The sequence below is a fragment of the Mesorhizobium sp. 1B3 genome (genome assembly GCF_050958605.1).
Taxonomy (GTDB): Bacteria; Pseudomonadota; Alphaproteobacteria; order Rhizobiales; family Rhizobiaceae.
On sequence record NZ_JBJHDO010000008.1, the window covers coordinates 269,527 to 294,742 of the forward strand.

27 protein-coding genes are annotated in these 25,216 nt (G+C 62.7%); 12 read left to right on the forward strand and 15 right to left on the reverse strand.

The genetic code is table 11. The annotated features are described in order from the left end of the window. Nucleotides 1-61 precede the first annotated feature (61 nt). The 3 genes from ACCO56_RS22085 (at nucleotide 62) to ACCO56_RS22095 (ending at nucleotide 2,798) form a co-directional block, all read left to right on the forward strand. A complete protein-coding gene (locus ACCO56_RS22085) occupies nucleotides 62-1,027 on the forward strand; it encodes an ornithine cyclodeaminase family protein (protein ID WP_433643048.1) in 966 nt (321 codons plus the stop codon). A 135-nt stretch (nucleotides 1,028-1,162) separates the two neighbouring features. After that, nucleotides 1,163-2,269: a metallophosphoesterase gene (locus tag ACCO56_RS22090; protein WP_433643006.1), complete on the forward strand. Its 1,107-nt coding sequence runs from the start codon at nucleotides 1,163-1,165 to the stop codon at nucleotides 2,267-2,269. 37 nt (nucleotides 2,270-2,306) lie between these two features. Next, the gene (locus ACCO56_RS22095) at nucleotides 2,307-2,798 is read left to right on the forward strand and encodes a DUF1772 domain-containing protein (RefSeq protein ID WP_433643007.1); all 492 of its coding nucleotides are present in this window, start codon (nucleotides 2,307-2,309) and stop codon (nucleotides 2,796-2,798) included. 15 nt (nucleotides 2,799-2,813) lie between these two features. On the opposite strand, the gene ACCO56_RS22100 is transcribed toward ACCO56_RS22095, so the two are convergent. The 5 genes from ACCO56_RS22100 to ACCO56_RS22120 form a co-directional block, all read right to left on the reverse strand. After that, nucleotides 2,814-3,641 (reverse strand): ABC transporter ATP-binding protein, encoded by an 828-nt coding sequence (locus ACCO56_RS22100; RefSeq protein WP_433643008.1) that lies wholly within the window; start codon nucleotides 3,639-3,641, stop codon nucleotides 2,814-2,816. Then, a complete protein-coding gene (locus ACCO56_RS22105) occupies nucleotides 3,638-4,474 on the reverse strand; it encodes an ABC transporter ATP-binding protein (protein ID WP_433643009.1) in 837 nt (278 codons plus the stop codon). The genes ACCO56_RS22100 and ACCO56_RS22105 overlap by 4 nt, the downstream gene beginning before the upstream one ends. Beyond that, complete coding sequence (gene nikC / locus ACCO56_RS22110; RefSeq protein WP_433643010.1) at nucleotides 4,471-5,415, reverse strand: nickel transporter permease; 945 nt, start codon at nucleotides 5,413-5,415, stop codon at nucleotides 4,471-4,473. Before nikC ends, ACCO56_RS22105 begins: the two co-directional genes overlap by 4 nt. 2 nt (nucleotides 5,416-5,417) lie before the next feature. Beyond that, entirely contained in the window at nucleotides 5,418-6,494 is a 1,077-nt protein-coding gene (locus tag ACCO56_RS22115) for an ABC transporter permease (RefSeq protein ID WP_433643011.1), read from the reverse strand. Between the two features lie 95 nt (nucleotides 6,495-6,589). Beyond that, the gene (locus ACCO56_RS22120; RefSeq protein WP_433643012.1) at nucleotides 6,590-8,128 is read right to left on the reverse strand and encodes an ABC transporter substrate-binding protein; all 1,539 of its coding nucleotides are present in this window, start codon (nucleotides 8,126-8,128) and stop codon (nucleotides 6,590-6,592) included. 252 nt (nucleotides 8,129-8,380) lie between these two features. Here ACCO56_RS22120 and ACCO56_RS22125 point away from each other — a divergent pair, with 252 nt between their 5' ends. The 6 genes from ACCO56_RS22125 (at nucleotide 8,381) to ACCO56_RS22150 (ending at nucleotide 14,506) form a co-directional block, all read left to right on the forward strand. Then, nucleotides 8,381-9,457 (forward strand): RsmD family RNA methyltransferase, encoded by a 1,077-nt coding sequence (locus ACCO56_RS22125; RefSeq protein ID WP_433643013.1) that lies wholly within the window; start codon nucleotides 8,381-8,383, stop codon nucleotides 9,455-9,457. Further along, nucleotides 9,454-10,305 carry a TrmH family RNA methyltransferase gene (locus ACCO56_RS22130; RefSeq protein ID WP_433643014.1) on the forward strand — a complete coding sequence of 284 codons (852 nt, stop codon included), beginning with the start codon at nucleotides 9,454-9,456 and terminating at the stop codon, nucleotides 10,303-10,305. Before ACCO56_RS22125 ends, ACCO56_RS22130 begins: the two co-directional genes overlap by 4 nt. A gap of 2 nt (nucleotides 10,306-10,307) precedes the next feature. Next, complete coding sequence (lspA, locus tag ACCO56_RS22135; protein ID WP_433643049.1) at nucleotides 10,308-10,796, forward strand: signal peptidase II; 489 nt, start codon at nucleotides 10,308-10,310, stop codon at nucleotides 10,794-10,796. A gap of 54 nt (nucleotides 10,797-10,850) precedes the next feature. After that, nucleotides 10,851-13,133, forward strand: coding sequence for an ATP-binding protein (locus tag ACCO56_RS22140; protein ID WP_433643015.1), 2,283 nt, complete (start codon nucleotides 10,851-10,853; stop codon nucleotides 13,131-13,133). Between the two features lie 106 nt (nucleotides 13,134-13,239). Next, nucleotides 13,240-14,127 carry a GNAT family N-acetyltransferase gene (locus ACCO56_RS22145; protein WP_433643016.1) on the forward strand — a complete coding sequence of 296 codons (888 nt, stop codon included), beginning with the start codon at nucleotides 13,240-13,242 and terminating at the stop codon, nucleotides 14,125-14,127. Between the two features lie 49 nt (nucleotides 14,128-14,176). Further along, a complete protein-coding gene (locus tag ACCO56_RS22150) occupies nucleotides 14,177-14,506 on the forward strand; it encodes an MmcQ/YjbR family DNA-binding protein (protein WP_433643017.1) in 330 nt (109 codons plus the stop codon). Nucleotides 14,507-14,602: 96 nt separating this feature from the next. Here the strand turns inward: ACCO56_RS22150 and ACCO56_RS22155 are convergent, their stop codons facing one another. The 9 genes from ACCO56_RS22155 to ACCO56_RS22195 form a co-directional block, all read right to left on the reverse strand. After that, entirely contained in the window at nucleotides 14,603-15,292 is a 690-nt protein-coding gene (locus ACCO56_RS22155; protein WP_433643018.1) for a c-type cytochrome, read from the reverse strand. After that, nucleotides 15,276-16,544, reverse strand: a complete 1,269-nt coding sequence (gene soxC, locus ACCO56_RS22160; protein WP_433643019.1) for a sulfite dehydrogenase — start codon at nucleotides 16,542-16,544, stop codon at nucleotides 15,276-15,278. The genes ACCO56_RS22155 and soxC overlap by 17 nt, the downstream gene beginning before the upstream one ends. A 129-nt stretch (nucleotides 16,545-16,673) precedes the next feature. Next, the gene (gene soxB / locus ACCO56_RS22165; RefSeq protein ID WP_433643020.1) at nucleotides 16,674-18,377 is read right to left on the reverse strand and encodes a thiosulfohydrolase SoxB; all 1,704 of its coding nucleotides are present in this window, start codon (nucleotides 18,375-18,377) and stop codon (nucleotides 16,674-16,676) included. Between the two features lie 170 nt (nucleotides 18,378-18,547). After that, the gene (gene soxA, locus ACCO56_RS22170) at nucleotides 18,548-19,354 is read right to left on the reverse strand and encodes a sulfur oxidation c-type cytochrome SoxA (protein ID WP_433643050.1); all 807 of its coding nucleotides are present in this window, start codon (nucleotides 19,352-19,354) and stop codon (nucleotides 18,548-18,550) included. A 91-nt stretch (nucleotides 19,355-19,445) separates the two neighbouring features. Continuing rightward, nucleotides 19,446-19,775 carry a thiosulfate oxidation carrier complex protein SoxZ gene (gene soxZ, locus ACCO56_RS22175; protein ID WP_433643021.1) on the reverse strand — a complete coding sequence of 110 codons (330 nt, stop codon included), beginning with the start codon at nucleotides 19,773-19,775 and terminating at the stop codon, nucleotides 19,446-19,448. A 27-nt stretch (nucleotides 19,776-19,802) separates the two neighbouring features. Then, nucleotides 19,803-20,258, reverse strand: coding sequence for a thiosulfate oxidation carrier protein SoxY (gene soxY / locus ACCO56_RS22180; RefSeq protein WP_433643022.1), 456 nt, complete (start codon nucleotides 20,256-20,258; stop codon nucleotides 19,803-19,805). Nucleotides 20,259-20,277: 19 nt separating this feature from the next. Further along, a complete protein-coding gene (gene soxX / locus ACCO56_RS22185) occupies nucleotides 20,278-20,739 on the reverse strand; it encodes a sulfur oxidation c-type cytochrome SoxX (RefSeq protein WP_433643023.1) in 462 nt (153 codons plus the stop codon). Nucleotides 20,740-20,848: 109 nt separating this feature from the next. After that, a complete protein-coding gene (locus ACCO56_RS22190) occupies nucleotides 20,849-21,433 on the reverse strand; it encodes a thioredoxin family protein (RefSeq protein ID WP_433643024.1) in 585 nt (194 codons plus the stop codon). Between the two features lie 9 nt (nucleotides 21,434-21,442). Beyond that, nucleotides 21,443-22,177, reverse strand: coding sequence for a cytochrome c biogenesis CcdA family protein (locus ACCO56_RS22195; RefSeq protein WP_433643025.1), 735 nt, complete (start codon nucleotides 22,175-22,177; stop codon nucleotides 21,443-21,445). A 94-nt stretch (nucleotides 22,178-22,271) separates the two neighbouring features. Between ACCO56_RS22195 and ACCO56_RS22200 the strand changes: the two genes are divergently transcribed. The 3 genes from ACCO56_RS22200 (at nucleotide 22,272) to ACCO56_RS22210 (ending at nucleotide 24,202) form a co-directional block, all read left to right on the forward strand. Next, a complete protein-coding gene (locus tag ACCO56_RS22200) occupies nucleotides 22,272-22,637 on the forward strand; it encodes a transcriptional regulator (RefSeq protein WP_433643026.1) in 366 nt (121 codons plus the stop codon). Between the two features lie 61 nt (nucleotides 22,638-22,698). Then, entirely contained in the window at nucleotides 22,699-23,082 is a 384-nt protein-coding gene (locus ACCO56_RS22205; protein ID WP_433643027.1) for an ArsR/SmtB family transcription factor, read from the forward strand. Between the two features lie 25 nt (nucleotides 23,083-23,107). After that, the gene (locus ACCO56_RS22210) at nucleotides 23,108-24,202 is read left to right on the forward strand and encodes a YeeE/YedE family protein (protein ID WP_433643028.1); all 1,095 of its coding nucleotides are present in this window, start codon (nucleotides 23,108-23,110) and stop codon (nucleotides 24,200-24,202) included. A 3-nt stretch (nucleotides 24,203-24,205) separates the two neighbouring features. On the opposite strand, the gene ACCO56_RS22215 is transcribed toward ACCO56_RS22210, so the two are convergent. After that, on the reverse strand, nucleotides 24,206-25,132 hold the full coding sequence (locus ACCO56_RS22215; protein WP_433643029.1) for an MBL fold metallo-hydrolase: 927 nt from the start codon (nucleotides 25,130-25,132) through the stop codon (nucleotides 24,206-24,208). Nucleotides 25,133-25,216 lie beyond the last annotated feature (84 nt).

Sequence of the window (25,216 nt, forward strand, 5' to 3'; positions counted from 1 at the left end):
CCTGTTGCGCTCGCAACAGGACGGCTCCACCATTCAGGCGATCATATTCGTGGAGACGGGCATGCTGATGATTTCGGCCGACGGGGTCGATCGCGCGCTGAGCTTCGAAGGGCTTGTCGAGGCGCTCCGGCGGATTTTCCGCGACGGAGCGGTCCAGCCGGTGCGCCACCACCATACGATCGAGCGGCCGGACGGCGCTGCCTCCACCCTGCTGCTGATGCCGGCCTGGACCGATTTTAATGCCGTCGGCACGTCGGCCGGTGGCCACATCGGCGTCAAGGTGGTGACGGTGTCGCCGGACAACAACGCGGTTGCGAAACCGGCCGTCATGGGGCTCTACCTGCTGCTCGACGGCAAGACCGGGGAGCCCCAGGCGCTCATCGACGGCCAGCGCCTGACGCAGTGGCGCACGGCCTGCGCCTCCGCGCTCGCGGCGACCTATCTGGCACGGGAAGACGCTGCGAAACTCCTCGTCGTCGGAGCCGGTGCGCTTTGCCCGTTTCTTGCCAAGGCGCATTCGGCGGTCCGTTCGATCGATGAGGTCAGGATTTGGAACCGCACGGACGCCAATGCTGAAAAGGCGGCCGAAGCCCTGCGCGCCGACGGCCTCAACGCGACCGCCACGACCGATCTCGACGCCGCGCTGGGTTGGGCCGACATCGTATCCTGCGCCACGATTTCGACCGACCCACTGGTCAGAGGTGCCCGGTTGAAGCCAGGCGCGCATGTCGATCTGGTCGGCGGCTTCACGCCCTCCATGCGCGAGGCCGACGACGAGACGATCCGCAGGGCGAGGGTCCATGTCGATACCCGTGCCGGAGCCACCAAAGAAGCCGGCGACATCGTCCAGCCGCTGGCGTCGGGCGTTCTCAGCGAGGCGGCTATTCTTGCCGATCTGTTCGAACTGACCCGCGGGGAGAAGCCGGGGCGGCAGTCACCGAACGACATCACGCTGTTCAAGTCGGTGGGCGCCGCGCTCGAAGACCTTGCCGCGGGCATTGCAGTCTACGAGACTTCGCGGGCATAGTCTTCCCCGGGGGATCGTCCAGTTGATGCATCACCGGGAACCGGGGACGATTTGAAAGGATGATGCGGGGGATTCCAACTGACGGAGCATTGCCCGCGCCTCTGAAAGGCGTGCGGCGTTCCAGGAGGTTCGGGGATGACTGCATCGACGCCGGCAAATGCCCTTGCCGCCTTGCTCGCCCTAGCCGTTATGGCTGCCACGCCGGCGCTTGCCCAGAGCGGTCCGGCGAGCATCGATGCAACCTTCATCTTCACCAACGATATCCACGCCTGCCGCATGGAAACCGGCCTCAGCCTGAATTGCGCGGCGGAGGGCAAGACAGACGCCAATCTGCTGCGGCACATCAATGCGATCAACCGCATAGCCGAAACTGTCTGGCCGGCCGACATAGGCGGCATGCCGACCGGCCTGGAACGGGCAGGGCAGAAGATCGAGACGCCGCTCGGCGTCGTCATGGGCGGTGATCTAACCGACGACGGCGGCGGACAGATCGCCTTGCCTGGCGAGGGCACGCAGCTCCTGCAATTCAGCCATCGCTATCAACAAGGCGTCGGGCCGGACCGGATCCATTTCCCGGTTTATCTCGGGCTCGGCAACCACGATCTCGACCAGGACGGGCCGGCCCAGCACGGAGACTGGTACCGCCGCGAATTGCGGGACTATGTCGAGATCAACCATCGGCCCGGAGTCTTCTTCAAGCCTCCCGTTCCCGCCTCCAACTATCACGTCGAATCCGACAGCTACTCCTGGAACTGGGGAGGCCTGCATCTCGTCCAACTGCATCGTTTCGGTGGGGACACACGCAAGAGGGCGATCAGTGCTCTCGACTGGCTGAAGAACGATCTCGCGGACAGCGCGTCGGACGGCAGGCCCGTCATCCTCTTCCAACATTATGGCTGGGACGGTTTTTCGACGGAGCGCTGGGACCCGGCGGCCAGGACTTTCGACGATCAGGGGGAAGGCGACGACCATTGGTGGAGCGAGACCGAGAGGCAGGCGCTGCTGGACGTCCTGGCTGGATTCAATGTCATCGGCCTCTTCCATGGCCATCAGCACGAAACGGCTATGATCTACCAACATGGGAAGCTCGACCTCTTCAAACCCAAGGCCGCCTATATGGGTGGCTTCGCGGTGGTCCGGGTGACTGAAAACAGGCTCGAGGTCGTTCTCGCGGAGACATCGGAAACAGGCGGTCTGCGCTTTACGAATGCTTTCACGAAACCCGTAGACACAGGGCGCTGACCGGAACGAATCGCTTTCCCGGCCGTTTGCCGCCGACATGAGGACAAGCGGAGCAGTGATCGTCCTGGCAGCCCTGGCCGCAATCGTGGGGGCGCTCAGCCTCGGCCCCTCCTTCGCGCATGTCCTCGAATCCGTTCCGCGACTGACGCTCTGGCCTCCGGATCTCTGGCGGGAGACGACGGTCTTCAATCAGCAATTTCGCATGTTTGCCATTGCCGGTGCCGTGCTCGACATCGCCGCCATCATGTGTCCGATCGCCCTTGCCTATGTCCTATGGGGTGACCGGCCGGCATCGGCCTATGCGCTGAGCGCGGCCGTCCTCTATGCGGTCGCACTGATGACGTGGTTCCTATGGGTCCGCCCCGCGAACAATGTGCTGGCCACCTGGACGCCGGGCCCGATCCCTGTGGATTTCGAGCAGATCCGACTGCGATGGGAGACGGGACACATGGCCGTCGCCGCCATCAAGCTCGGCGGTTTCGTTGCACTGGTGCTTTCGCTCCTGTCGGCAGGCCGCACGTCGGTCTGAGCCGAATCCCCTGCCTTAGCCTCGTGGCCGGAAGGCGATGCTCGAGGTTACCGCCGCGCGGTCGTAACCTTCGCTCGCGGCCAGCAATCGGCGGGTGTAGTCGGTCTTTACCTGCTGGCCGGCGAGGGCTGCCGCCTCGAGATGTTCGATCGCCTCGCCGCTCTGCATGACGAGTAGCCTCTCGCACATATGGTCCACGACGGCGAGATTATGGCTGACGAGAACGTAGGTGAGATTCTTCTCGGCCCGAAGACGGCTCAGCAGGTTCAGAACCTCCGCCTGCACCGAAGCGTCGAGCGCCGAGGTTGGCTCGTCGAGCAACAGAATCTGCGGTTCGAGAATAAGCGCCCGGGCAATGGCGACACGCTGTCGCTGTCCGCCCGACAGCTGGTGCGGCATGCGGAAGCGGAAGGCGGGTCCCAGGCCGACATCTTTGAGTGCCTGAACCACGCGCTCTTGACGGTCGGAAATGCCATGGATCGCCAGAGGTTCGGAGAGCACCCGATCCACGGTGTGGCGCGGATGAAGCGACCCGTACGGATCCTGGAATACCATTTGGAGGCGTCGGGCAAAGGTCCGATCACGGGGCTCGGGCACAATCTCGCCAGCAATGCGGATCACTCCCGCGGACTTCGTCGCAAGGCCGCAGATCGCCCGCAAGACCGTCGACTTGCCCGACCCCGACTCTCCGACGAGCCCAAAGGACTCGGTCGCCGCGACGCTGAAGCTGACGCCGCGCACGGCACGTACTTCGGAGCGGCCGTACCCGAACACGACCTGGAGATCCTCGATTTCGAGCATCGGCACGACCGGGGCTCGCTCGTGGGACGGCTGAGCTTTCATCGCGCCCAGGCCGCCTCGCGCTGCAGCACGGGGAGCGGCTCCTTTCCGCCGCCGATCTTCGGAAGGCAATTGAGCAGGCCTCGCGTATAGGGATGCCTGGCCTCTTCCAGCCGATTCGCCTGAAGCTCCTCGACGATGCGACCGGCATACATGACGAGGACCCGATCGCAAAAAGTCGCAACCAGGCGCAAATCGTGGCTGATGAAGACGAGCCCCATGCCGCGCTCGCGCACCAGGGCATCCATGATCCCGAGCACCTGGAGCTGGACCGTGACATCGAGCGCCGATGTGGGCTCGTCGGCGATCAGAAGATCGGGGCCGGGAATCAGCATCATGGCGATCATGACGCGCTGGCCCATGCCGCCGGAGAGCTCGTGCGGATAGGCGTTGAACACACGCTGGGGATCGCGGATATGGACAGCCGCGAGCATTTCGAGCGCTCGTTCCCGTGCCTCGGAAGCGGATACGCGCGCGTGAACCTTCAATGCTTCCATGAGCTGGCGCCCGATACGCATTACCGGGTTCAGGGAGAATTTCGGATCTTGCATGACCATGGCGATGCGCGAGCCACGGACCGCCCGCATCTGCCGCTCGGAAAGACCAAGAAGGTCGGTATCCTCGAGCATCATCCGCCTTGCTTCGACCACGCCCGGTGGACGAATGAGGCGCAGCACGGCGCGGCCGGTCATCGTCTTCCCGGAGCCGGACTCGCCGACAATGCCGAGCCGCTCGCGGCCAACCTCGAAGCTGATGCCGCGAACCGCCTCGATAATACCCGTGCGGGTGCGGAACCTGACCCACAGGTCCTCGAGCTTCAGAAGCGCCGCCGTCATCGCTGGGCGCTCCTTGGATCGAGAACATCCCTCAGCCCGTCGCCGAGAAGATTGAAGCCAAGGCTGACGATGAAAATTGCGAGCCCTGGCACTGTGGCGACCCACCATTGGTCGAGCAGGTACTGACGGCCCGACGAGATCATCGCGCCCCATTCGGCAAGAGGAGGTTGCGCGCCGAGCCCGAGAAAGCCCAGGCCGGCTGCGGTCAGGATGATGCCGGCCATGTCGAGCGTGACGCGCACGATCACCGAAGACACGCACATCGGCATGATGTGGCCCAGGATGATCCTTCCCGGTCCCGCGCCTTGGAGGCGCGCCGCGGCGATGTAGTCGGAGTGCCGTACCGTCAATGTCTCGGCGCGAGCCACCCGCGCATACGGCGGCCAGGCCGTGAGCGCGATCGCAAGCACCGCGTTTTCCACACCCGGCCCGAGCGCCGCGACGAAGGCGAGCGCGAGGATGAGGCGGGGAAATGCAAGGAAGATGTCGGTCAGCCGCATCAGGATGCGCTCGGTCCAGCCGCCGAGATATCCGGCGACCGTCCCTACGACGAGGCCGAAGACAGGTGCCGTGACCGTCACCAGGACGACGATGTAGAGGGTCGTGCGGGCGCCGTAGACGATGCGGCTCCAGATATCGCGGCCGAGTTCGTCTGTGCCGAGGAGATGGCCTTGCCAGCCAGGCTCGCGCAGCCTGTCGGCGAGGTTCTGGGCGTTCGGGTCGTCGGTGGCGATGAGCGGGGCGAAGGCCGCCATCATCAAAAGGAGCAGGATGATGACGAGGCCGAGCACGGCGAGCGGATTGCGTACGAAGCCGAGCCAGGCAAGATAGATCTCGACGGCACGTGCCTGAAAGCGCGAGCCTGGCGTATCGGTGGTAAGCCAGGCTGCAGGGCCCTTCGGATTATTGGTTGTCGTCGCCAAGTCGCCCCTCACGCGCATTCTCATCGGGCTCTTGGATCGACAAGGGTATAGAGCAGGTCCGACAAGATATTGAGGCCGATGAACACGATTCCGACCACCACGGTACCGCCGAGCACGGCATTCATGTCGGCCGCGAACAGGGCATTGGTGATATAAAGCCCGAGGCCCGGCCAGGCGAAGACCGTTTCGGTCAGCACCGACCCCTCCAGCAGGTAGGCGTAGGATAGCGCTATGACCGTGATCAGCGGCACGAGAGCGTTGCCAAGGGCATGCACCCATATGACCCGCCGTTCCGGCACCCCCTTGACGCGCGCCGTCGTCACATATTCCTGGCTCAGCTGCTCGAGCATGAAGCTGCGGGTCATGCGCGCTATGTAGGCGAGCGAAAAGTAGCCCAGCACGCCGGCCGGCAGGATGATGTGGCCCAGTGCGTTGAAGAAGACATCCCATGCGCCCGAGAGAGCCGAATCGATGAGGATAGAGCCAGTCACGTGGGTGACATCGAACTCGAAGTCGAGCTCGTAGGCCACGTCGAGACGACCTGGGCCGCTCACCCAACCGAGATTGCCGTAAAATACCAGAAGCGCAATCAGCCCTAGCCAGAATACCGGCATCGAATAGCCGAGGAGCCCGACGAAGCGGATCGCCTGATCGGGCCAGCGACCTTGGTTGACCGCTGCCGTGACGCCGGCGGGAACGCCGATCAGGACACCGATGAGCGTCGCCAGCGTCGCGAGCTCCAGGGTCGCGGGGAACACATTGGCGATGTCCTCGATCACGGGGCGTGCCGTCAGGAGCGACATGCCGAAATCGCCTCTCAGCACGTCGCCGACATAGATGGCGAACTGCTCGAGAAGAGGTCTGTCGAGGCCGAGCGCCTGCCGGGCCGCCTCATATTGCTCCTGCGTCGCCCGGTCACCGAGAGTGGCAAGAACGGGATCGATCGGGATGATCCGTCCTATGAAAAAGGTCACGAAGAGCAGGCCCAGGAACGTCACCGCCAGGCTGAGCGCGGTCTGGGCGAGACGCGCCACGGCGCGCCGCAGGCCGATGCCGCCAAAACCGCGCCTGTTCAGGCTGTTGTCCTCGGCGGCCATAGCATCCTTCGTCGCGTTGGGGGGCAAGCCTCACAAGCGCTAAGTCTGCGGAGCCTTCCTTGAACGGAAAGCTCCGGAGCCACGCGATGGCGAGGTCAATTCTTCACCACCGGCCAATAATAAGCCGAGCTCAAGGCCTTGCCGGTCGAAAAGCCGTCGACACCCCTGCGCATCGCGTTTTGCTCGACTTCCTGGAAGAGCCACATGAAGGGTGAATCCTTTTGCAGGATCCGCTGCATCTCCTCATACATGGCGCGGCGCTTTTCGGTATCCTTCTCGACCACCGCGGCATCGACCATCGGTGTCGTTGCTTTCGCCGGGAATGCGGTGCGCCACGCCAGGACGCCCGTGAGTTTCGCCTCGTCGGAATTGTCAGGATTTCTGGCGAAAGTGTCGGCGTTGGTCTGCGGGTCGGGATAATCCGGCCCCCATACTTCCAGGATCAACTCATGCTTGCGCGCCCGGTAGTCGCCGAGGATCTCGGCGCCGGTGCCGCTTCGGATATTCACCTTGATGCCGCCCTGGCCAAGCGTGTTCTGGATCGACTGAGCCATGTCGAGCCGCTTCTGCTCGTTGCGGACCCAAAGCGTGGCCTCGAAGCCGTTTTCGTAGCCGGCCTCCTTGAGAAGGGCCTTCGCCTTTTCGACGTCGAGCGTGTAGGGGCGGTCATCGATGGCTCCCAGGAAGCCCTTCGGGAGGAACGCCTGATGGGGGACGACCTGACCCTTGAGGAAGGAATTCGCCATCCCTTCATAGTCGATGAGGTATTTGATCGCCTCGATCACCTTGGGGTTGGCAAGCGTTTCGACCTTCTGGTTGGCGGCAATGTAGAAGATGCGCCCGCGCTGTTCTTCCTGGATCTTGATGTCGGGATTTGCCGAGACCGCCTGGATGTCGCCGGGCGTGAGCTTGCGGGCCATGTCGATGTCGCCCTTCTCGATGAGCAGGCGCTGGGCCGAAGGCTCGGCGACGTGGCGGACATAGATCCGCTTCATCGCCACCTTGCCGCCCCAGTAGTCGCCGTCCGGAGCCTCGAGAACGACCGAGTCGTTCGGCTTCCAGGAGCGCAGCATGAACGGACCGGATGCCGCCGAATGCGTCTTGAGCCATTCGTAGCCCATGTCGCCGTTCTGCTCGTGGGCGAGCGCTTCCTGCTTGTCGACGACGGAAGAAACGACAGATGTCAGGATATTGTAGAAGAAGGACGGTGCGTAGACCTTGTCGGTGGTGATCTGCAGTTCGTGTTCACCCGTCGCCTTGATCAGCCCGTCGACATTCTCCGGTGTAAAGCCGAACTGGGTGAGAATGAAGGACGGGGTCTTGTCCAGCTTGACGGCCCGCTGCAGAGACCACGCGGCATCTTCGGCGGTCAAGGGATTGCCCGAGTGGAACTTGAGGCCTTCCCGGATCTTGAAGACATAGGTCTTGCCGTCTTCTATGGCTTCCCAACGCTCCGCGAGCCCCGGCACGAGTTGTTCGCTGACCGGGTCTATCTTGATCAGTGTGTCATAGACGTTGTTGAGCGCGTCGTTCCCCGAGAATTCGAAGCTCTCGGCGGGGTCCAGCGAGACGATGTCGTCGATCTTGTCTGCGATGACAAGCGTGTCGGGCGGCGTGTCCGCACGACCAGGCATGGCGGCTGCAAACGTCACAGCCGCTGCGAAAGCTAGAGTTCTGAAGTGTCCCATGACTGCTCCCATTCCCTCGTTGCCCTTCGCTTGGCCCCAGATGACTTCTTGTTATCTTTTGTCCCCGTTCGAGGCGATCTCATCATCTTCACCCAGGCTTGTCCAGCCGCCTTGCCGGCAGGTGGCCGCTCGTCCCATCGGTTGCGAAGCGCAAGCCCCTGTGCCACAAGCGCCCGATGTTCCGGAGGCTTTGCTGTCTTGAAACCATCGCGTGACAAGCGTCGCGACAACCGCCCGCCTCGGCCGGGTCCACGAGGCGCGGAGCAGCGCGCCTCTCGGGACGAGAGGCTGGACGCGACGCGGCCGGCCGAACGGATCGCCGCGCGCGAGCCGCGGCAACCCGAAACGCCACGCGTCACAGGTCGGCGCGAAGGCGAGTTGCCGGCGGAAAATCTGCCCTTGATCCTGGAGGTCGCACCCAACGAGAACTATGCGCTCCTCGACAGCGGCGGCGGCGAGAAGCTCGAGCAGTACGGTCCCTATCGCATCGTGCGCCCGGAAGGCCAGGCGATCTGGCAGAGGGCGCTGCCGGCGCGCGAATGGGAGCGCGCGGATGCGATCTTCACAGGCGACACGGACGAGGAAGGCATCGGGCGCTGGCGTTTCCCGAGGGTGCCGCTCGGCGAAACCTGGCCGATGCGCCATGACGGCATCGATTACCTGGGGCGCTTCACCTCGTTCCGTCATGTCGGGATCTTTCCCGAGCAGGCATCGCATTGGGATCACATGGCGGGCCTGATCGCGGCGGCCAAGCGTCCCGTGAGGGTGCTCAACCTCTTCGGTTACACCGGGCTCGCGTCGCTGGTCGCCGCCAAGGCCGGCGCCGAGGTCACCCACGTCGACGCATCCAAGAAAGCGATCGGCTGGGCGCGGGAGAACCAGGAGAAGGCGCGGCTGACCGACAAGCCGATCCGCTGGATCGTCGAGGACGCCATGAAGTTCGCCGAACGCGAGGAACGGCGCGGCAGCCGCTACGATATCATCCTGTTCGATCCGCCGGCCTACGGACGCGGGCCGAAGGGCGAGGTGTGGCAATTGTTCGATGACCTGCCCGCCATGGCCGATCTCTGCCGTTCGATCCTTTCGCCGCGGCCGCTCGCCGTTGTGCTGACCGCCTATTCCATCCGCGCTTCCTTCTTCGCCATCCATGCCCTCATGCGCGACACCTTTGCCGGCATGGGCGGCAAGGTCGAATCCGGCGAACTGGTAATCCGTGAGGAATCCGCCGGCCGGGCGCTTTCGACATCGCTTTTCTCGCGCTGGGTGGGGCAATGAACGAAGGACATCGTGCGGTGGGCCAGGTCAAGGAGATCACCAGCCTCTCCAACCCGATCGTCAAGGACATCAAGGCGCTGGCGCTCAAGAAGTTCCGGGACCAGCAGAACGCCTTCCTGGCCGAGGGCCTGAAGCTGGTGATCGACGCCCTCGACCTCGGCTGGACGATCAGGACGCTGATCTTCGCCAAGTCCGGCCGGGGCAACGCGGCAGTCGAGAAGGTGGCCGCGCGCACGGTGGCCGCCGGCGGCCTGGTGTTGGAGGTGAGCGAGAAGGTCCTTGCGGCCATCACCCGTCGCGACAATCCGCAGATGGTGGTCGGGGTGTTCACCCAGCGCTATCTGCCCCTCAAGGATATACGCCCGAGCGGCGAAGAGGTTTGGGTCGCGCTCGACCGCGTGCGTGATCCCGGCAATCTCGGTACGGTGATCCGCACCGCCGATGCAGTCGGAGCGAGCGGCGTCATCCTTGTCGGGGAGACGACCGACCCGTTTTCGATCGAAACGGTGCGTGCCACGATGGGATCGATTTTCGCCGTCCCTGTCGCCAAGACTAGCGTCGAATCCTTCCTCGCCTGGCGCAAGGGCTTCGCCGGCCTCGTTGCCGGAACGCATCTCAAAGGGGCGGTCGACTACCGCTCGGTGGACTACGCCGGCAAGCCGGTGCTGCTGATGATGGGCAACGAGCAGCAGGGATTGCCCGACAATCTGGCCGACGCCTGCGATCGCCTCGTGCGCATCCCGCAGGCGGGCCGCGCCGATTCGCTCAACCTGGCCGTGGCGACCGGAGTGATGTTGTTCGAGATCCGCCGCACGGCCTTGAAACTCGGAGCGGAGGGCGTGGAGTGAAGCTGAAGTCACTGTCCGTCTATGCCGTGGTGCTCGCAGCGGCGATCGCCTTCGATCAATGGATCAAATATCTCGTCGAGACACGGCTGGTGATGCATGAAGCCGTGGAGGTTCTGCCGTTCCTGGCACTCTATCGCACTTACAACACCGGCATTGCCTTCTCGATGTTCTCCTCCGTCGGGGATACCGGCCTGATCGTCCTGTCGCTGGCGGTCGTCGCCTTCGTGTTGTTCCTGGCTTTGCGGACCGAACCGAGCCAAATGCTGTCGAGACTGGGTTTTACGCTTATCATCGGCGGCGCCGCCGGCAATCTGATCGACCGGGCAGTCTACGGGCATGTCATCGACTACATCCTTTTCCACACGCCGGTCTGGTCTTTCGCGGTGTTCAATCTTGCCGACAGTTTCATCACCGTTGGTGCAGGGCTGGTGATCCTGGACGAAGTGCTGGGCTGGCGGCGAGAGCGGGCGGCCTCCTCCAAGGATGGCTAAAATTCTAGCTTTCGTTCAAAAGCTTCCCTAAGCGCTTGGCCTTAGGGTGCGGCCATGGCGGCCGAGAAACTTCTGGACGAAATCCTCGAAGCACCGGGATCCCGCCCGGCTGCGGGAAGCCGCTTGCTCATCGAACCTCCACCGCCGCTCGCGCCAGTCCTGCCGAGAAGGGACGCAGCGTTGCTGCGCGGCGCCTTATGGCTCGGCGTCCTCGGCCTTGCCGCGCTGGCTTTCCATGCGGACGCTCCGACATATCTCGGGCTGTCTCTGCTGGTTCTCGGCCTTGCAGGTTTGGCCGTCCTATGGCGCGGTCTTTCCAGGGAGGGGATTGCCGCGGCGGCGCTCGATGAAAGGGCGGCCCGGAACCGCGTCGAATTCGAACGTCTGGCCGACCACATCTGGGAGCTGCAGGAAAGCGAGGAGCGATTTCGCGGCCTTGTCGACGCGCTCGGCGATGTCGTGGTCCATCGCGACCGAGACGGCCGCATCGTCTATGTCAATCAGGTCTTCGCCGATCTCGTCGGCCGCGCGCCGGATGACATATCCGGGCGGACATTGCTCGAACTCGGTATCGATGTCGGCATCGTGCCCGACGCAGCCTTCGCCGCGGGGGAATGCCTGAGCTCGACCGACGTCGCCATCCATGGCGAGGGCGGCACGCGCTGGTTCTCCTGGATCGAGCTGTCCGTGCGCGACAAAGGCAACGAGTCGGTCTCGCATCGCGCGATCGCGCGCGACATCAGCGCGAGAAAACGCGCCGAGATGGCGCTGATCAACGCACGGGAGCGGGCCGAATTCGCCAGCCGCGCCAAGTCGCGCTTCCTGGCCACGGTGAGCCACGAGATCCGCACGCCCATGAACGGCATCATGGGCATGGCCAAGCTGCTTGCGGACACGAAGCTCACGCCCGAGCAGCGCACCTATGTCGGCGCCGTCTCCACCTCTGCCGGTGCGTTGCTTGCCCTGATCGAGGATCTGCTGGACTACTCCAAGATCGAGGTCGGCCGATTCGAACTCGAGCCGCAGCCGGTATCACCGCGGGAACTGGCCGAGAACGTCGTCGAGCTCCTGGCCGCCAAGGCGCATGCCAAGGAGATCGGAATCGGATGCCATGTCGCGCCCGATGTGCCCTCCATGATCGAGGCGGATCCCGGTCGCCTGCGGCAGGTGCTGCTCAATCTCATCGGCAATGCGGTGAAATTCACAGATATGGGCGGGGTCATGGTCGCCGTGTCCATGGCCGATAACGACGTCGGCCGCCGCATAAGATTCGCGGTGACCGATACCGGACCGGGCATGAACAAGGACGATCTCGACCGCATCTTCGAGGAGTTCGAACAGGCCGACGGCAGTTCGACGCGCAGGCACGGCGGCGCCGGGCTGGGGCTTGCCATCTCCCGGCGCATCATCGACGCCATGGACGGGACGATCGCTGTGAGCAGCGAGCCCGGCCGAGGTTCCGAATTTGTGGTCCAGATCCCCGTTTCCGGAACGAGCGATGCTCCCCTGGTGCAAGCGCCGGTGCTCGAAGGGCGCCGTATCGTGATCCTCCACAGGAGTGCGCTGGAAGCCGAGGGCATTGCGCGAACCATCCGTGCCCATGGCGGCGGCGCCGAGATCGCGTGCAGCATGGCGCAGGCGGCGGAACTCGCGGGGGGATGCGACACGTTGCTGGTCGAAGCCTGGTTCCAGGCGGGCGACGCCAAGAGCCTCGCCCGCCTGCGCCGTTGCGGCTATGAGGCGGCCGAGGCGATCGTGATGATTACCCCGACCGAGCGTGGCATGCTGGCCGAGTTCCGCGCTGCCGGCTATTCCACCTATCTCGCGCGGCCCGTCCGCGGCGAAACCTTGATGCGCATGCTGCTCCAGGCGCTCGCGCAGGAGCCGACAAAGTCGGTAGTCCGCGCAAGGCGGCCGAAGCGCGCCGTGGCGTGTCAGAGGCAACGCTCGCTCTCTATCCTGATTGCCGAGGACAACGAGATCAACGCGATGCTCGCACGGGCGACCCTCGCCAAAGCGGGCCACAAGGTCGAGGTCGTCGGCAACGGCAAAGCCGCCGTGGAGGCGCTGGCCGCGAGGGCGCCCCGATTCGACGTGGTGCTGATGGATCTCCATATGCCTGTCATGGACGGGCTCGATGCAATTGCCCTCATCCGTCGTGACGAGGAGGAGAGGGGCGCCGTCCCCGTTCCGATCATGGTACTCTCGGCGGACAGCCAGGAGACGACGCGGCATTCCGTGCTTGCGCACGGAGCGAGCGGCTTCCTCGTCAAGCCTCTCGATCCTGAGATTCTGGTTCGCACTGTCGAGGAGCAGGCGGCCGGCTTACGACAATGAGCCGCCAAACTATTGCCGCTCTCACCTGTTCACGATACTGTCATAGCCATGTTGCACAGCTTGCTTATCCCCGCGCCACGAGGGATGGCTCGAAGGAGAATCACCCGTGCAGACAACCATGCCGGAGCGTGAAGACCTTCCGAGCGCCTTGGATTCCAACGCTTTCGGCCGCAGGTTCGATGGGCTCGACAGGGGCGCAACCCTTGGGCGCATAGGGCCGCTCGAAGTCCGCCTCGCACGTGATTCGTCGGAGATCGCGGCGGCACAGGAAATACGTTATCGGGTTTTCTACGACGAATTGGGCGCCAAGCGCGACATCGCGCATGCACTCGATCAGCGCGACGCGGACCGGTTCGATGCCGTCTGCGATCATCTGCTGGTCTTCGACACCTCAATTGCCGGGCCGGAACATCGCCGGATCGTCGGCACCTACCGGCTGCTGCGTCAGGAAACGGCCGCCGCGGCGGGAGGGTTCTATTCGAACGACGAATTCGAACTCGATAAGCTGGTGGCCCAGCACCCTGGGCTTAAATTCCTCGAGCTGGGGCGTTCCTGCGTACTGCCGGCTTATCGTTCCAAGCGCACCATCGAAGTCCTTTGGCAGGGTATCTGGGCCTATATCAACCACTATTCGGTGGGCGTCATGACCGGCTGCGCGTCCTTCCACGGCACCGATCCGTTCGCCCATGCGGAGGCCTTGTCCTATCTCGCCCATCATTGCCGCGCCGACGCCCCGTGGGCAGTGCGCGCGGTCGCCGAACGCTACGTCGCGATGGACATGATGCCGCCGGAGGCCGTCAATGCGCGCTCGGCCATAGCCGCCATGCCGCCCTTGATCAAAGGATATCTCCGGCTCGGCGCCAAGATCGGCGACGGTTGCGTTCTCGACAAGGATTTCTGCACGACCGATGTCCTCATCGTCCTGCCGGTCGCGGCGCTGAGCACGCGTTATGTCAACTATTATGCCTCGGAAGCGGATCGCTTCGCAGCCTGATTCCTCCGTGAGGGCTAATGGGCGGGATCTTGAGCCGGCTTTCGAGAGGTTGCGCAAAGCCGCCGAAAGGCTTCTCGAAGTCGAGACAGGTAACTCCTACGGCACACCTGCCCTGAAGGTCGGCAAGAAATCGTTTTGCCGCGTCAAGGACGCCGACACGGTCGTGCTGATGGTCGACTTGGAGGAGAAGGAGATGTTGATGGCCGCAGCGCCCGAGCTCTTCTTCGAAACCGATCACTACAAGGGCTGGCCGGCCGTGCTGTTGCGTATTCACGAGGTTTCGCCAGACGAACTGGCGCACCGGCTCGAACGCGCCTGGCTGAGGATGGCACCGAAGAAACTTGTGAAAAGGTGGCGTGACGGGGGCAGCCCCACATGAAAGGCCGCTGCGGACAGGTGCCGCGCCCGCTTGGTTCTGTCGACGCTTCGAAACGAGGGGACGATTGACCGCCGCATGCCCCTCTGAGCCGGCAGATCAGTCGATTCCGCCTGCGGGCGCTTCGTCCGTGTCGGCAGCCTCCGGTGTCACGTCGAGAACTGCGGCGTGCATGATGATCTCCGCCTTGCCCGGCTTGCAGTCGTTCATGCAGGGTTCCGTCCCATCGGCGTAATGCGGCTCCTGGAGGCGGTCATCGGCGATAAAGTTGTCTTGGTTGGGCAGCTTGATCGAAGCGAAGTTCTCCTTGGAAAGCTCGAACTCCTCGTCGTCGACAACGTCGTTGAGATAAAGCAGATAGGCCGTCAACGCATAGATGTCGTCGTCCGACAATGACCGCGCATTGCCGAAGGGCATGGCGCGTCTGACATAGTCGTAGATCGTCGTTGCATAAGGCCAGTAGGAGCCGATCGTCTTCTCCGGCCGCTCCGCTTCCAGCGTTCCGTCACCGCCCGCCAGAACCGGCCACCGGCCGATCGCCTCGCCGAAATCGCCGTGGCATGATGCGCACTGGGCATCATAGATGGCCATCCCGTCAGCCGCCGTGCCACGGCCCTCCGGGAGGCCGAGCCCGTCGGGCCTCACGTCGATATCCCAGGCCGCCACCTCATCGTTCGTGGCGACCCTGCCCAGCCCCAGCTTCCCGTTGGCATGCTGTGCCGCGGCGCCGGAAATCGCCGCCAGCATGAGCACCCCGAGCCACAATCCGGCATCAAGAAATCTCGACATTCTCGATCACTCCGTCCTTGTTTACATGCCAGGTCTGGATGCCGTTGTTGTGATAGATCGAGTTTGGTCCTCGCGCCGCGCGCAATGCTTCTTTCGTCGGCTGGACGAAGCCTTTCTCGTCGATGGCGCGCGATTGGAGAAAGAGCTCGGAGCCGTCCCAGTCGAACTCGTGGTAGAAACGATGCAGGGCCATCGGCAGGCTCGGGCCGTCAAGGCGCGCCGTTTTCCAGTTTCGCCCGCCGTCGACCGACACGTCCACCCGCTTGATGATGCCGTTACCCGACCAGGCAAGCCCCGTCAGAACCAGTGGCCCCTTGCCATGGGTGATCGGGGCCTGCGGGCTGGGACTGGTGATCACGGACTTGACGTCCATGAGCCAGGTGAAACGGCGGGCCTTTCCATTGGCGAGAAGGTCCGTGTATTTGGAGGTTTCCTCCCGGTGCTGCCAGGGCTGGTCGCCGACTTCCAGGCGCCGCAGCCATTTCACCCACATGTTGCCTTCCCAGCCCGGCACGACCAGCCGCACGGGATAACCTTGCTCGGGCCGGAGCGCTTCGCCGTTCATGGCAAAGGCAACCATGCAGTCATCGAGCGCCTTTTCCATCGGGATCGAGCGCGTCATCGCCGACGCATCGGCTCCCTCGGCAAGCAGCCACTTGCCCTCGGATTTGAGACCGGCTTCGTCAAGGAGATGCCTGAGACGGACCCCGGTGTACATGACGCAATGGACCATGCCGTGCGTGAACTGACAGCCATTGAGCTGAGCTCCCCGCCACTCCATCCCGGAGTTCGCCGCACATTCGAGGAAGTAGACGCGGTTCTCTCGTGGGAAGCGTTTCAGATCCGCGAGAGTAAAGACGAGCGGCCGCTCGACCAGTCCATTGATCATCAGCCGGTACGCGGCCGGATCGATCTCGGCAATGCCGGCATGGTGACGCTCGAAGCACAGCCCGTTGGGGGTGATGATCCCGTCCAACTCGTGCAATGGCGTAAAATTGACCGAAGAAATCGTGTCGGACGTTAGCCAGGGAACGTTCCTGCGCACCACGTGGGCCTCGAATTGCGAGGGCTTGCCGTAAGGCCTCGCATCGACGCCATCACCCGGATACCGGTTCCAGTCCTGGATTTCGGTGATGACCTCCTCGCCGCCTGCTGCTCGCGCGGCAAGGCCGCTCGCCAAGGTGGCGGCGCCGATCAGCCCACTTTTGATAAATCCTCGACGCGATGAAAGTGGCGGCGGACGATCGGCCATTGGCTCCTCCCGAACCGATTACATATTTACATATAAATCTTTATATATGTGGTGGAAAAACGTCAACGGTGCACGAAAGAAATTCGATGCCGTCTACGGCTTCGGTTGAACCCTTGGCCGGACCGTGCCCTAGACGACGACTTTCACCGACCGCTCGTCAGGAAGCGTAACTGACTTGAGGCGCGTGATGTAACCGTCCATCAGGTCATAGATCGCCGGGCCTTCCACACCTTCGTTGACCGAAGCCCAGCCGCCGACGACATAGCTGCGTGAAGCCTCGATGGGTTCACCGGTGGCGGCTAGCCTCATGTCGGAAATGCGATTGCCGATCCTCTCCTTGACGGCACAGGTGTAGGTCATGCCGCCGACGCGCACCATGTCGCCGCCTTGCTGCAGGAAGGGGTCGGGATTGAAGAGATTGTCGCAAACGTCTTCCAGTATGTCCTTTAGCTGCGCGCCCGTCATTTCATTGCGGTAGACGGCGGGATAACTCATCGCGGTCTCGGTATAGAGATCCTCGACAGTGATGTCCTGGCCCGGCAGAAGCGTCGTGCCCCATCTGAAGCCGGGCGACAGGGCGATTTCAGTGTCGCGTTCCTTCATGATGCCCTTGCAGATCAGGTCGTCCCATGTGCCGTTGAAATTTCCGCGCCGATAGAGCAGCGATTCGGTTCTGCCCAGCACCCGCGACAACTCGTCCTTGTAAGGTTCACGGACCTCCACGATCTTGGCCGCCATTTCCGCGTCGGGCGCGATGACGTCGGAAAAAATCGGGATGAGGTTCGAACTGTAGCCTGTGACCTTGCCGCCCGAGACCTCCAGGTCGATGCGGCCGAGATACTTGCCGTGCGATCCGGACGACAGGACGAGGGTGTCCTTGACCTGGACCGCCACCGGCACCGCGTCGTGCGTGTGACCGGTCAGGATGACGTCGATGCCGCTCGTCAGCGTAGCCAGCTTGCGGTCGACGTCGAAACCGTTGTGCGAGATCAGGACCACGACTTCCGCCCCCGCCGCGCGAGCGGCGTCGACATTGGCCTGCAATACTTCCGGCCGGATGCCAAACGACCATTTCGGGAACATCCATCGCGGATTGGCGATGGGGGTGTAGGGCATCGCCTGCCCGATCACGGCCACCTGCACGCCACCCTTCTCGAACATGGCCGTGTTCTCGAAGGCCGGCTCGTCCCATTCGGCGTCAAAGATGTTGGAGGCGATGAAGGGATATCCGAGGTTCTCGACGATCTCCAGGAAACGCTCCTCGCCCAGAGTGAATTCCCAATGGCCCGTCATGGCATCCGGCTTCAGGAGCTTCATGCAGTCGACCATGTCCTGGGCATTGGTCTTGAGTGCGGTATAGGATCCTTGCCACGTATCGCCGCCGTCCAGGAAAAGGACCTTGTCCTCGCCGCGTTCGGCACGGATCGCCTTCACGAGCGTTGCCGTCCGGTCGAGGCCGCCCATACGTCCATAGGTGCGCGCCAGGTCGACGTAGTCCACAAACGTGTGGGCATACGCAAGGTGGCTACCGCGATCGATTCCGAATTCCTCGAGGAATTCCTCGCCGACAAGATGCGGGGGGATACCGGCATAGTCGCCGACGCCGATATTCGTGTCCGGAGGGCGGAAGTAAAGCGGCATGAGCTGGGCGTGCACATCCGTAAAATGAAGCAGCGTCACCTGTCCCTTCGAATCGAAGCGCAGGAGGTCTTCCTGCGTCAGCTTCTGCTGGGCCAAAGCCCGCGTTGGATTCGAAACATAACCGGCCGCGCCCAGCGCCAGGCCGGCATTGATGGCGAACTGGAGGAAGTCGCGTCGGGAATAGGTCATCATCTTTCTCCAGGCTGGCAGCGCTGCGGATTGGTCTGTTCGCAGGAGCCGCTACTCGGACGTGCTAAAAGCATGTCTCCCGAAAGTGTGCAGCGGTTTCGGGAAAGACATGCGCAAATCAGGAACCTACAGCTCATCGCGTGAACCCTTTCACGCGATGAGCTGTAGGCTTGCTACTGCCGGACGGCAGGCGTCTCGACCGACAGCCCGGTTCCGCGCCAGGTCACATAAACTTCGAGAGCCATCAGCTCGTCGGAGAATGCCTTCGGCATCTCCGCCCGCGTATCGCGGATGCAGCCGCGGAAACGGTTGTGGAGGGATACCATGCCGCCGGTATTGAAGCGGTAGGTGGGGAAGCCGTTCACCTGGCCCTGGCTGAGATGGTCGGCGCGAATGTATTTGCCCATTGCGCCTTCATGGCATGACGAGCATGAGAAGTTCAGCTGGCCATTACGGGTGTAGTAGAGTTCCTTGCCTTTGTCCCACCAGCTCTGCATCTCCCCTTGTCCGAGATCCAGCTTGACGGGGGTGCCGAGCGACTGGTGCTTGATGAAGCTGGCCAGCGCAACCTGGTCTGGATCGTCGAACTTGTAGGCCTCGGCGCCCATGTTCTCGACACGGCACTTGTCGATTTGCAGCTCGATGTTGATCGGCCGCTTTGCATCTGCATCCCACTTCGGGTAGTTGGCGCCGACGTCTTTCATGCTTGCAGCCGCATCGTCGTGGCACGAAGCGCAGGATTTGCCCATTGCGCCCTCGACGGTGTTCCAGATTTCGCCGCCGCGCTCCACAGCCAGCATGCCGGGGTTTTCAAAGGAGTCCATCTGAGTCGCGCGGGTCTCCGCTTCGCGGAACAGCCAGCCGGACAGGACTTCCTCGAAAGGATGGCCTTCGGGCGAAGGCGCGCGCGTGATCATCTCGACGCCGTCGATTTCCAGTGTCTCGTCGACCGGCTCCGCAGATGCGATGGTTCCGGCCAACGAACTCAAGAAGATCGCGGTCGCTACTGCGGCCGATGGTCTGTTCACGTTATCCCTCCCGCTTGTACGCGGCTTCCGCCACGGATCCGGCTCAGCTCACTTCGATCTTCTGCTCGTCGGTGTAGACGGACCCGTCGTCGTCGATCCAGGTCAGCTTGAAGGTTCCGCTTTCGGATACCTTCGCACTGAATTCGAAATATGGATTTGCCGAGATCGCCGGATCGAGATCGCAGGAGAAGACGGGCTGACCGTTGAACTCACAGGTGAATTTATTGATGATCTTGCGCGGGATGACGTTGCCGTCCTTGTCCTTGCGCTGCCCCGATTCCATCTCATGGCTGATCAGGGTTTTGAGGACAATCACCTCGCCGGCCTTGGCCGTCTTGGGTATCTTCACGCGGGGTTTGGGAGTCGATGCCATGTCGGATTTCCTCTGATATGCCGTCGATCAGCCGCCACAGCCGCCGATCGTGACCTTCACTTCCTTCTTGTCCATATAGACGGAACCATCGGCCATCCTGGCCATGGCAATGACATTCTGCGTCTTGGCCAACCGCATGCGCGTCGTGGCAGCCGCAGTCCCGCTCAGCGACGTGAAGGTGAACGTGGCGACTTCCGGCCGTGGGTTCCCGTCGGCGAAAATGGTGACGGATTCGACAATGTCCGCACCCTCCATCTTGCTGTCGACCTCTACCGTAATCGGTACCGTGTTGCCGTTTTCCGCGATCTCGGGCGCAGTAAGCGTGATCTTTCCCGCCTGGGGCTCCTTGCCCCGCGCGAATTCCGTCATCAGCTTCGACGTTTCCTCGGCCGCGGCAGACGCCGGGCCGGGAAACGCAGCCAGCACAGGGACGACGGCCGCTCCCGCAGCCAATGCGAGCACACGACGCCTGGTCAGTGTCATGCGAATCTCCTTCTCGTGATTATTCCTTGAGCGTCGCAAGATAGGCGACGACATCCTCGACCTGCTGGGCGGTCAGAATCGTCTTCCCGACGAGGTCCTTCCGGACATTGATGCCTACCTTGAGGCTGTAGAAGCCCGGCATCATCGTTTCATCGCTGAAGACCTGCTTGGCGTCCACCACGATCGCGCGCAGTTCGTCCACCGTCCAACGGTCCGCGGCCCCATCGAGCGCCGGCGCGACATCGCCATGGAACTGTTCGTCCGAAAGCGCCTTTACCGCGTGACAGGCGAGGCAATTGCCGAGGCCCCGATTGGCCAAGATCTTGGCACCTTCCTCGGGATTGCCCCGAACGCCGGACAGCGACGATTTTACCGCCATGTCCTCGATCCGGACGTCGCCGGGAGCGATTTCCGCGGAATGGGCGAAAGTGGCAGCGACAGATGTCGCGATGGCCGCAACACCAACAAGTATCTGCCTCATGCTACCTCCCCCTCTGGCCTCCCGGATCGGCACAGATCCGCTCGTTGTTTTCGACGATAATCCGCCGCGTTATGAGAATCAATCTAAAAATATGAATACATGCATGTATCTATTCCTCACCTAGGCGCCCCTTTGCGCGCAACTCGTTGACGATGCGGGCATGGTAGTGCTGGAAGTGCTCGTCGCCTTCGTAGCCCTTGTCCTTGACCCACCGGAACATGTTGAGGAAAGTCAGTTTGCCGAAAGCCCCCGGCATGGTGGCGACGGCCGCATCAGCAACCGATTTGCCCTGCGGCGCCTGCTCCGGCAGGAAGACGATTGTCGGCGTGAAGACATAGCCCCATTTGCGGGCTGCCGTCTTTTCGGTCAGCTTTTCGCCGTCGAGGTCGATGACCTCTTCATCGCCGAACATGTTGTATTGTACGATCACGAAGTTCTCGCGGATGTAATCCCGCACCTCCGGATCGGAGAGGATCTTCTCGTGCATCTCACGGCAATAGATGCAGCCGCGCTGCTCGAACACGATTGCCAGCCGCTTGCCTTGCGCCTTGGCCTGCTCGATGTCCTCGGCGAGGTCGCGGAAGGTGATGGTGAACCATTCCTGCTTGTGCAATCCGTCCTCGCCGACTTCCGCGGCGGGTGCAACCGTGGGGATGGTCATGATCAAGAGGGCAAACATCAGCCTGGCGAACATGATTCTCTCCTAGCCTATGGTCTGGAAAACAGGAAAGGTTTCCAGAAGCCAATACGAGATGGCCGACATCTGGCCCGTGATGAACAGGACACCGGTGATGACGAGCAACGTGCCCATCGCCATTTCCACCTTGCGCATGTGTCGCTTGAAGCGCGCGGTCCACGCGAGGAAGCGGCTGGCGAAGACGGCGGCCAGCATGAAAGGTATGCCAATGCCCAGGGAGTAGACGGCGAGCAGGAGCGCGCCCCGCGCGGCTGTGCCCTCGCTGCCGGCGATAAACAGGATCGCGGCCAGCACGGGGCCCACGCAAGGTGTCCAGCCGAATGCGAATGCGAGCCCCACGACATAGGCGCCCAGGGGGCCGGCCGGCTTCCTGCCGACCTGGACGCGCGCCTCGCGATAGAGCATGGCGATCTTGAAGGCGCCGAGAAAATGCAGCCCCATTAAAATGATGAGAACCCCGGCGATGATCGAGAGGGTATCGAAATATCGGGCGATCGTGGTGCCCACCACGCTCGCGGTGGCTCCAAGCGCCACGAAGACGGTGGTGAAACCCAGGACGAAAGCGATGGCCGCGCCGATGACGCGGCGGCGTTGGCTCGCTCCCGGCTTAGTATCCTTCAACTCGTCGAAGCTCACGCCTGCCAGCCAGGCGAGATAAGGCGGCACGATCGGCAGGACACAAGGCGACACGAAGGACAGAAGGCCGGCCATCAGTGCTCCGCCGAGGCTCACATCCAGCATCGATCCCCCCAATCTTCGAATACGCTGTGTCCTGATCTTGGCAGACATATTCATGGAATGCTATATTTAAATGTGATCTTAGCCGGGGTGGCCCATGAATCTCGGAAAACTGGCGTCACTTTCCCTCGGCGCCGCCTTGTCTGTCGTGTCGTGGCAAGCGCCGGCGGCCGAACTCGTCATGCTTGAGCAGCCTGGTTGCGTGTGGTGCGCCCGTTTCGACGCGGAGATTGCGCCTGCCTGGCCAAAGACCGAGGAGGGCCGGCGGGCGCCGCTGAGGCGCGTGGACATCACTCAGGGATGGCCGCCGGATCTGGCCGAAATAGCAAAGGAGCGCTTTACGCCGACCTTCGTGCTCGTCCATGACGGCAAGGAGATCGGGCGGATCAGGGGCTATGTCGGCAACGAGTTCTTCTGGTATCGTGTCGGAGAACTCATTGCGCTTCTGCCGGCGGTGCCATGACTTGGTTTCGGTCAGGAAGTTCGAGCTGGACAAGCGCATTTCACGAGAACCGATCGCCCTCATGAGCCTGCCGAATATCAAAGACGCCCAATCGCCCGAAGACTTCAACCGGTTGTTGGAACAGGCGCGAACGGCCAGTGAGTTGCTCAAGGCGCTGGCGCATGAAGGCCGGCTTCTGATCCTCTGCCTCCTGGCCGAGGGCGAAAAGTCGGTCTCGGAACTCGAGGAGGCGATGCGCATGCCCCAGGCCGCGGTCTCCCAGCAACTCGCCCGCCTGCGTTTCGACCGCCTCGTGAACACGCGTCGTGATGGACGCACCATCTATTATTCGATCGCCAGCAAGGAAGTTTCGTCGGTCATTGAGACCCTTTATGACCTTTTTTGCGCGCCTGTTCGTTCCAGAGAGGGCGAAGAGATCAAGAGGCGGCCACATCATACGCCGTGATATCAGGCCGGGCGGGAGGGAGATTATGAGCTTTGCCACATCGCCGTGGTTTCTGGTTCTTGCCGGATTGGCCGCCGGTCTCGTGCTCGGCTTCGTGGCGCGCGCGAATCATTTCTGCACCATGTCCGCGCTCGAGCGGTACTGGTATGCGAGCGACACCAGCGGGGTGCGCACCTGGATACTCGCTGCAGCGGTGGCCCTGGTTGCGACCCAGGCGATGCAGGCCCTGGGCTGGGTCGACACGGTGTCGAGCTTCTATATCCGCTCCAGCTTCGCCTGGATTGGCGCCATCGCCGGAGGAATTGCGTTCGGCTTCGGCATGGCCCTCGTCGGAACATGCGGTTTCGGGGCGCTGGTCCGGCTTGGCGGCGGCAGCCTGCGTTCGCTGATCATACTGATCGTCCTCGGGCTTGCGGCAATGTCGGCGCAGAAGGGGTTGATCGCGCAGGCACGTGTCGCCTTGTCCGACAATTATGCAGTGGACTTTTCGTGGACGGGCGGGCAATCGCTCGGGCAAATTGCCTCGTTTTGGGCGGGGCGCGAGGTGACGCCGGCCATCGCTGCAGCTGTCGCGCTGCTGATGTTTGTCTGGATCTTCATGGAGAGCAGCTATCGGCGCCGAACCGGTTCGATCGCCACGGGTGTTGTTGTCGGCCTCGTCATCGCCTTTGGCTGGTGGGCGACCAGCTACGCGGCCGTTCATTCCTTCGACGTGGTGCAGATCGAAGCCGGATCATTTGTGGTTCCGGTGGCCGACACCATCCTTCAAGCCATAGCTTTCACGGGCGTGCTGCCGGACTACGGTGTCGGCCTCGTGCTCGGCGTCGTGGGCGGTGCGGCTCTCTGCGCCTTCTGGAAACGGGACGTTCGCTGGGAAGCCTGTGATGACGCACGAGAGCTCGGCCGTCACATCGCCGGCGGCCTCCTGATGGGCGTTGGTGGCGTTTTTGCCATGGGGTGTACGATCGGCCAGGGGGTCACGGCAGTATCTGCCCTGGCGATTTCGGCCCCAGTCGTTCTGGCGTCGATCTTCCTGGGTGCGCGGATGGGGCTCGCCTATCTGATAGAAGGTTCGCCGCTCGGCGTCTTTCGTTCGCTCGATCGTCAGCCCGCCGAATAAGCGCTACGCTGGAACGTAGACATAGGCGTCACCCCTGCGTTCGACGTGGCCGGCGCCTGGCTGCGGAAAATGGAAGCCGATGATGCGCGCCCTGTCATGCGCAAGCCGGTCGAGAAGCGAAAGTCTCGTCGCGGCGCCTTGCTCCGGGGCTTGGTCGCTCGCGGAAGGCCAAGCGGGATGTGCGAACGACACGACCGCATGGGAGATGGCGTCGCCCACGATCAGCACCGGCTCCGCTCCGTGAAACATGAAAGACAGATGGCCCGGCGTATGGCCGGGCGTTGCAACAGCCTCGACGCCGGGCAGTACCTCGTCCCCGGCCTTGACGAACGCTACTTTCCCCTCGATCGCAGCAAACCGGTTCTGTGCGCCGACGACAAAGGTTTGCCGGTCCTCGCCAATTTTGTGGATCGTATCGGGCGAAGACCAGAACTCCCACTCCTCCTTTCCGATATGATAGGCGGCGTTGGCGAAGACCAACTCGTCGAAATCGTCGGTGAGGCCCCAGAGGTGATCCGGATGGGCGTGGGTGATCACGACGTCGGTTACCTCGTCGGGATCGATGCCGGTTTCGCCGAGCGCTTCGAGCAGTCTGCCCGTACCCGGCAAGAAGTTCGGCCCCGCCCCGACATCGAAGACCACCAGCCGGTCGCCCAAGCGGGCCATCGTCACGTTGCAGTCCGGACGGATCGCGTCGGTCGGCAGGCCGTTTTCGAGCAGGATCGCGCGCAACGCGTCTTGCGGGGCGTCGGGAAACATGAGTCCGAGAGGCATGGAGAAGGCCCCGTCGCTGATCACGGTCAAGTCGGCATTCCCGGTCGAAAAGGTTTGCGAGCGGGCAGCGTGCATTCCGGCCGGTACGAGCGCCGCGGCCCCGATCCCGGCGAGCAGTGCCCTCCTGTTCATGCCGATAGGTTTTGAAGCCATCATCGTCCTCCGCCAATTATTTAAACATTGCATTTTTTGCATGTTTTGTGATGTTAAGCTAGCCTCAACTCACCGGATGCGATCGGC

Coding starts and splice junctions, on each gene's coding strand:
- ACCO56_RS22085 (WP_433643048.1), top strand. CDS start 62: ATGCTGATGATTTCGGCCGACGGGGTCGATCGCGCGCTGAGCTTCGAA.
- ACCO56_RS22090 (WP_433643006.1), top strand. CDS start 1,163: ATGACTGCATCGACGCCGGCAAATGCCCTTGCCGCCTTGCTCGCCCTA.
- ACCO56_RS22095 (WP_433643007.1), top strand. CDS start 2,307: ATGAGGACAAGCGGAGCAGTGATCGTCCTGGCAGCCCTGGCCGCAATC.
- ACCO56_RS22100 (WP_433643008.1), bottom strand. CDS start 3,641: ATGAAAGCTCAGCCGTCCCACGAGCGAGCCCCGGTCGTGCCGATGCTC.
- ACCO56_RS22105 (WP_433643009.1), bottom strand. CDS start 4,474: ATGACGGCGGCGCTTCTGAAGCTCGAGGACCTGTGGGTCAGGTTCCGC.
- nikC (WP_433643010.1), bottom strand. CDS start 5,415: ATGCGCGTGAGGGGCGACTTGGCGACGACAACCAATAATCCGAAGGGC.
- ACCO56_RS22115 (WP_433643011.1), bottom strand. CDS start 6,494: ATGGCCGCCGAGGACAACAGCCTGAACAGGCGCGGTTTTGGCGGCATC.
- ACCO56_RS22120 (WP_433643012.1), bottom strand. CDS start 8,128: ATGCCTGGTCGTGCGGACACGCCGCCCGACACGCTTGTCATCGCAGAC.
- ACCO56_RS22130 (WP_433643014.1), top strand. CDS start 9,454: ATGAACGAAGGACATCGTGCGGTGGGCCAGGTCAAGGAGATCACCAGC.
- ACCO56_RS22140 (WP_433643015.1), top strand. CDS start 10,851: ATGGCGGCCGAGAAACTTCTGGACGAAATCCTCGAAGCACCGGGATCC.
- ACCO56_RS22155 (WP_433643018.1), bottom strand. CDS start 15,292: ATGTCGAGATTTCTTGATGCCGGATTGTGGCTCGGGGTGCTCATGCTG.
- soxC (WP_433643019.1), bottom strand. CDS start 16,544: ATGGCCGATCGTCCGCCGCCACTTTCATCGCGTCGAGGATTTATCAAA.
- soxB (WP_433643020.1), bottom strand. CDS start 18,377: ATGATGACCTATTCCCGACGCGACTTCCTCCAGTTCGCCATCAATGCC.
- soxZ (WP_433643021.1), bottom strand. CDS start 19,775: ATGGCATCGACTCCCAAACCCCGCGTGAAGATACCCAAGACGGCCAAG.
- soxY (WP_433643022.1), bottom strand. CDS start 20,258: ATGACACTGACCAGGCGTCGTGTGCTCGCATTGGCTGCGGGAGCGGCC.
- soxX (WP_433643023.1), bottom strand. CDS start 20,739: ATGAGGCAGATACTTGTTGGTGTTGCGGCCATCGCGACATCTGTCGCT.
- ACCO56_RS22190 (WP_433643024.1), bottom strand. CDS start 21,433: ATGTTCGCCAGGCTGATGTTTGCCCTCTTGATCATGACCATCCCCACG.
- ACCO56_RS22195 (WP_433643025.1), bottom strand. CDS start 22,177: ATGCTGGATGTGAGCCTCGGCGGAGCACTGATGGCCGGCCTTCTGTCC.
- ACCO56_RS22200 (WP_433643026.1), top strand. CDS start 22,272: ATGAATCTCGGAAAACTGGCGTCACTTTCCCTCGGCGCCGCCTTGTCT.
- ACCO56_RS22205 (WP_433643027.1), top strand. CDS start 22,699: ATGAGCCTGCCGAATATCAAAGACGCCCAATCGCCCGAAGACTTCAAC.
- ACCO56_RS22210 (WP_433643028.1), top strand. CDS start 23,108: ATGAGCTTTGCCACATCGCCGTGGTTTCTGGTTCTTGCCGGATTGGCC.
- ACCO56_RS22215 (WP_433643029.1), bottom strand. CDS start 25,132: ATGATGGCTTCAAAACCTATCGGCATGAACAGGAGGGCACTGCTCGCC.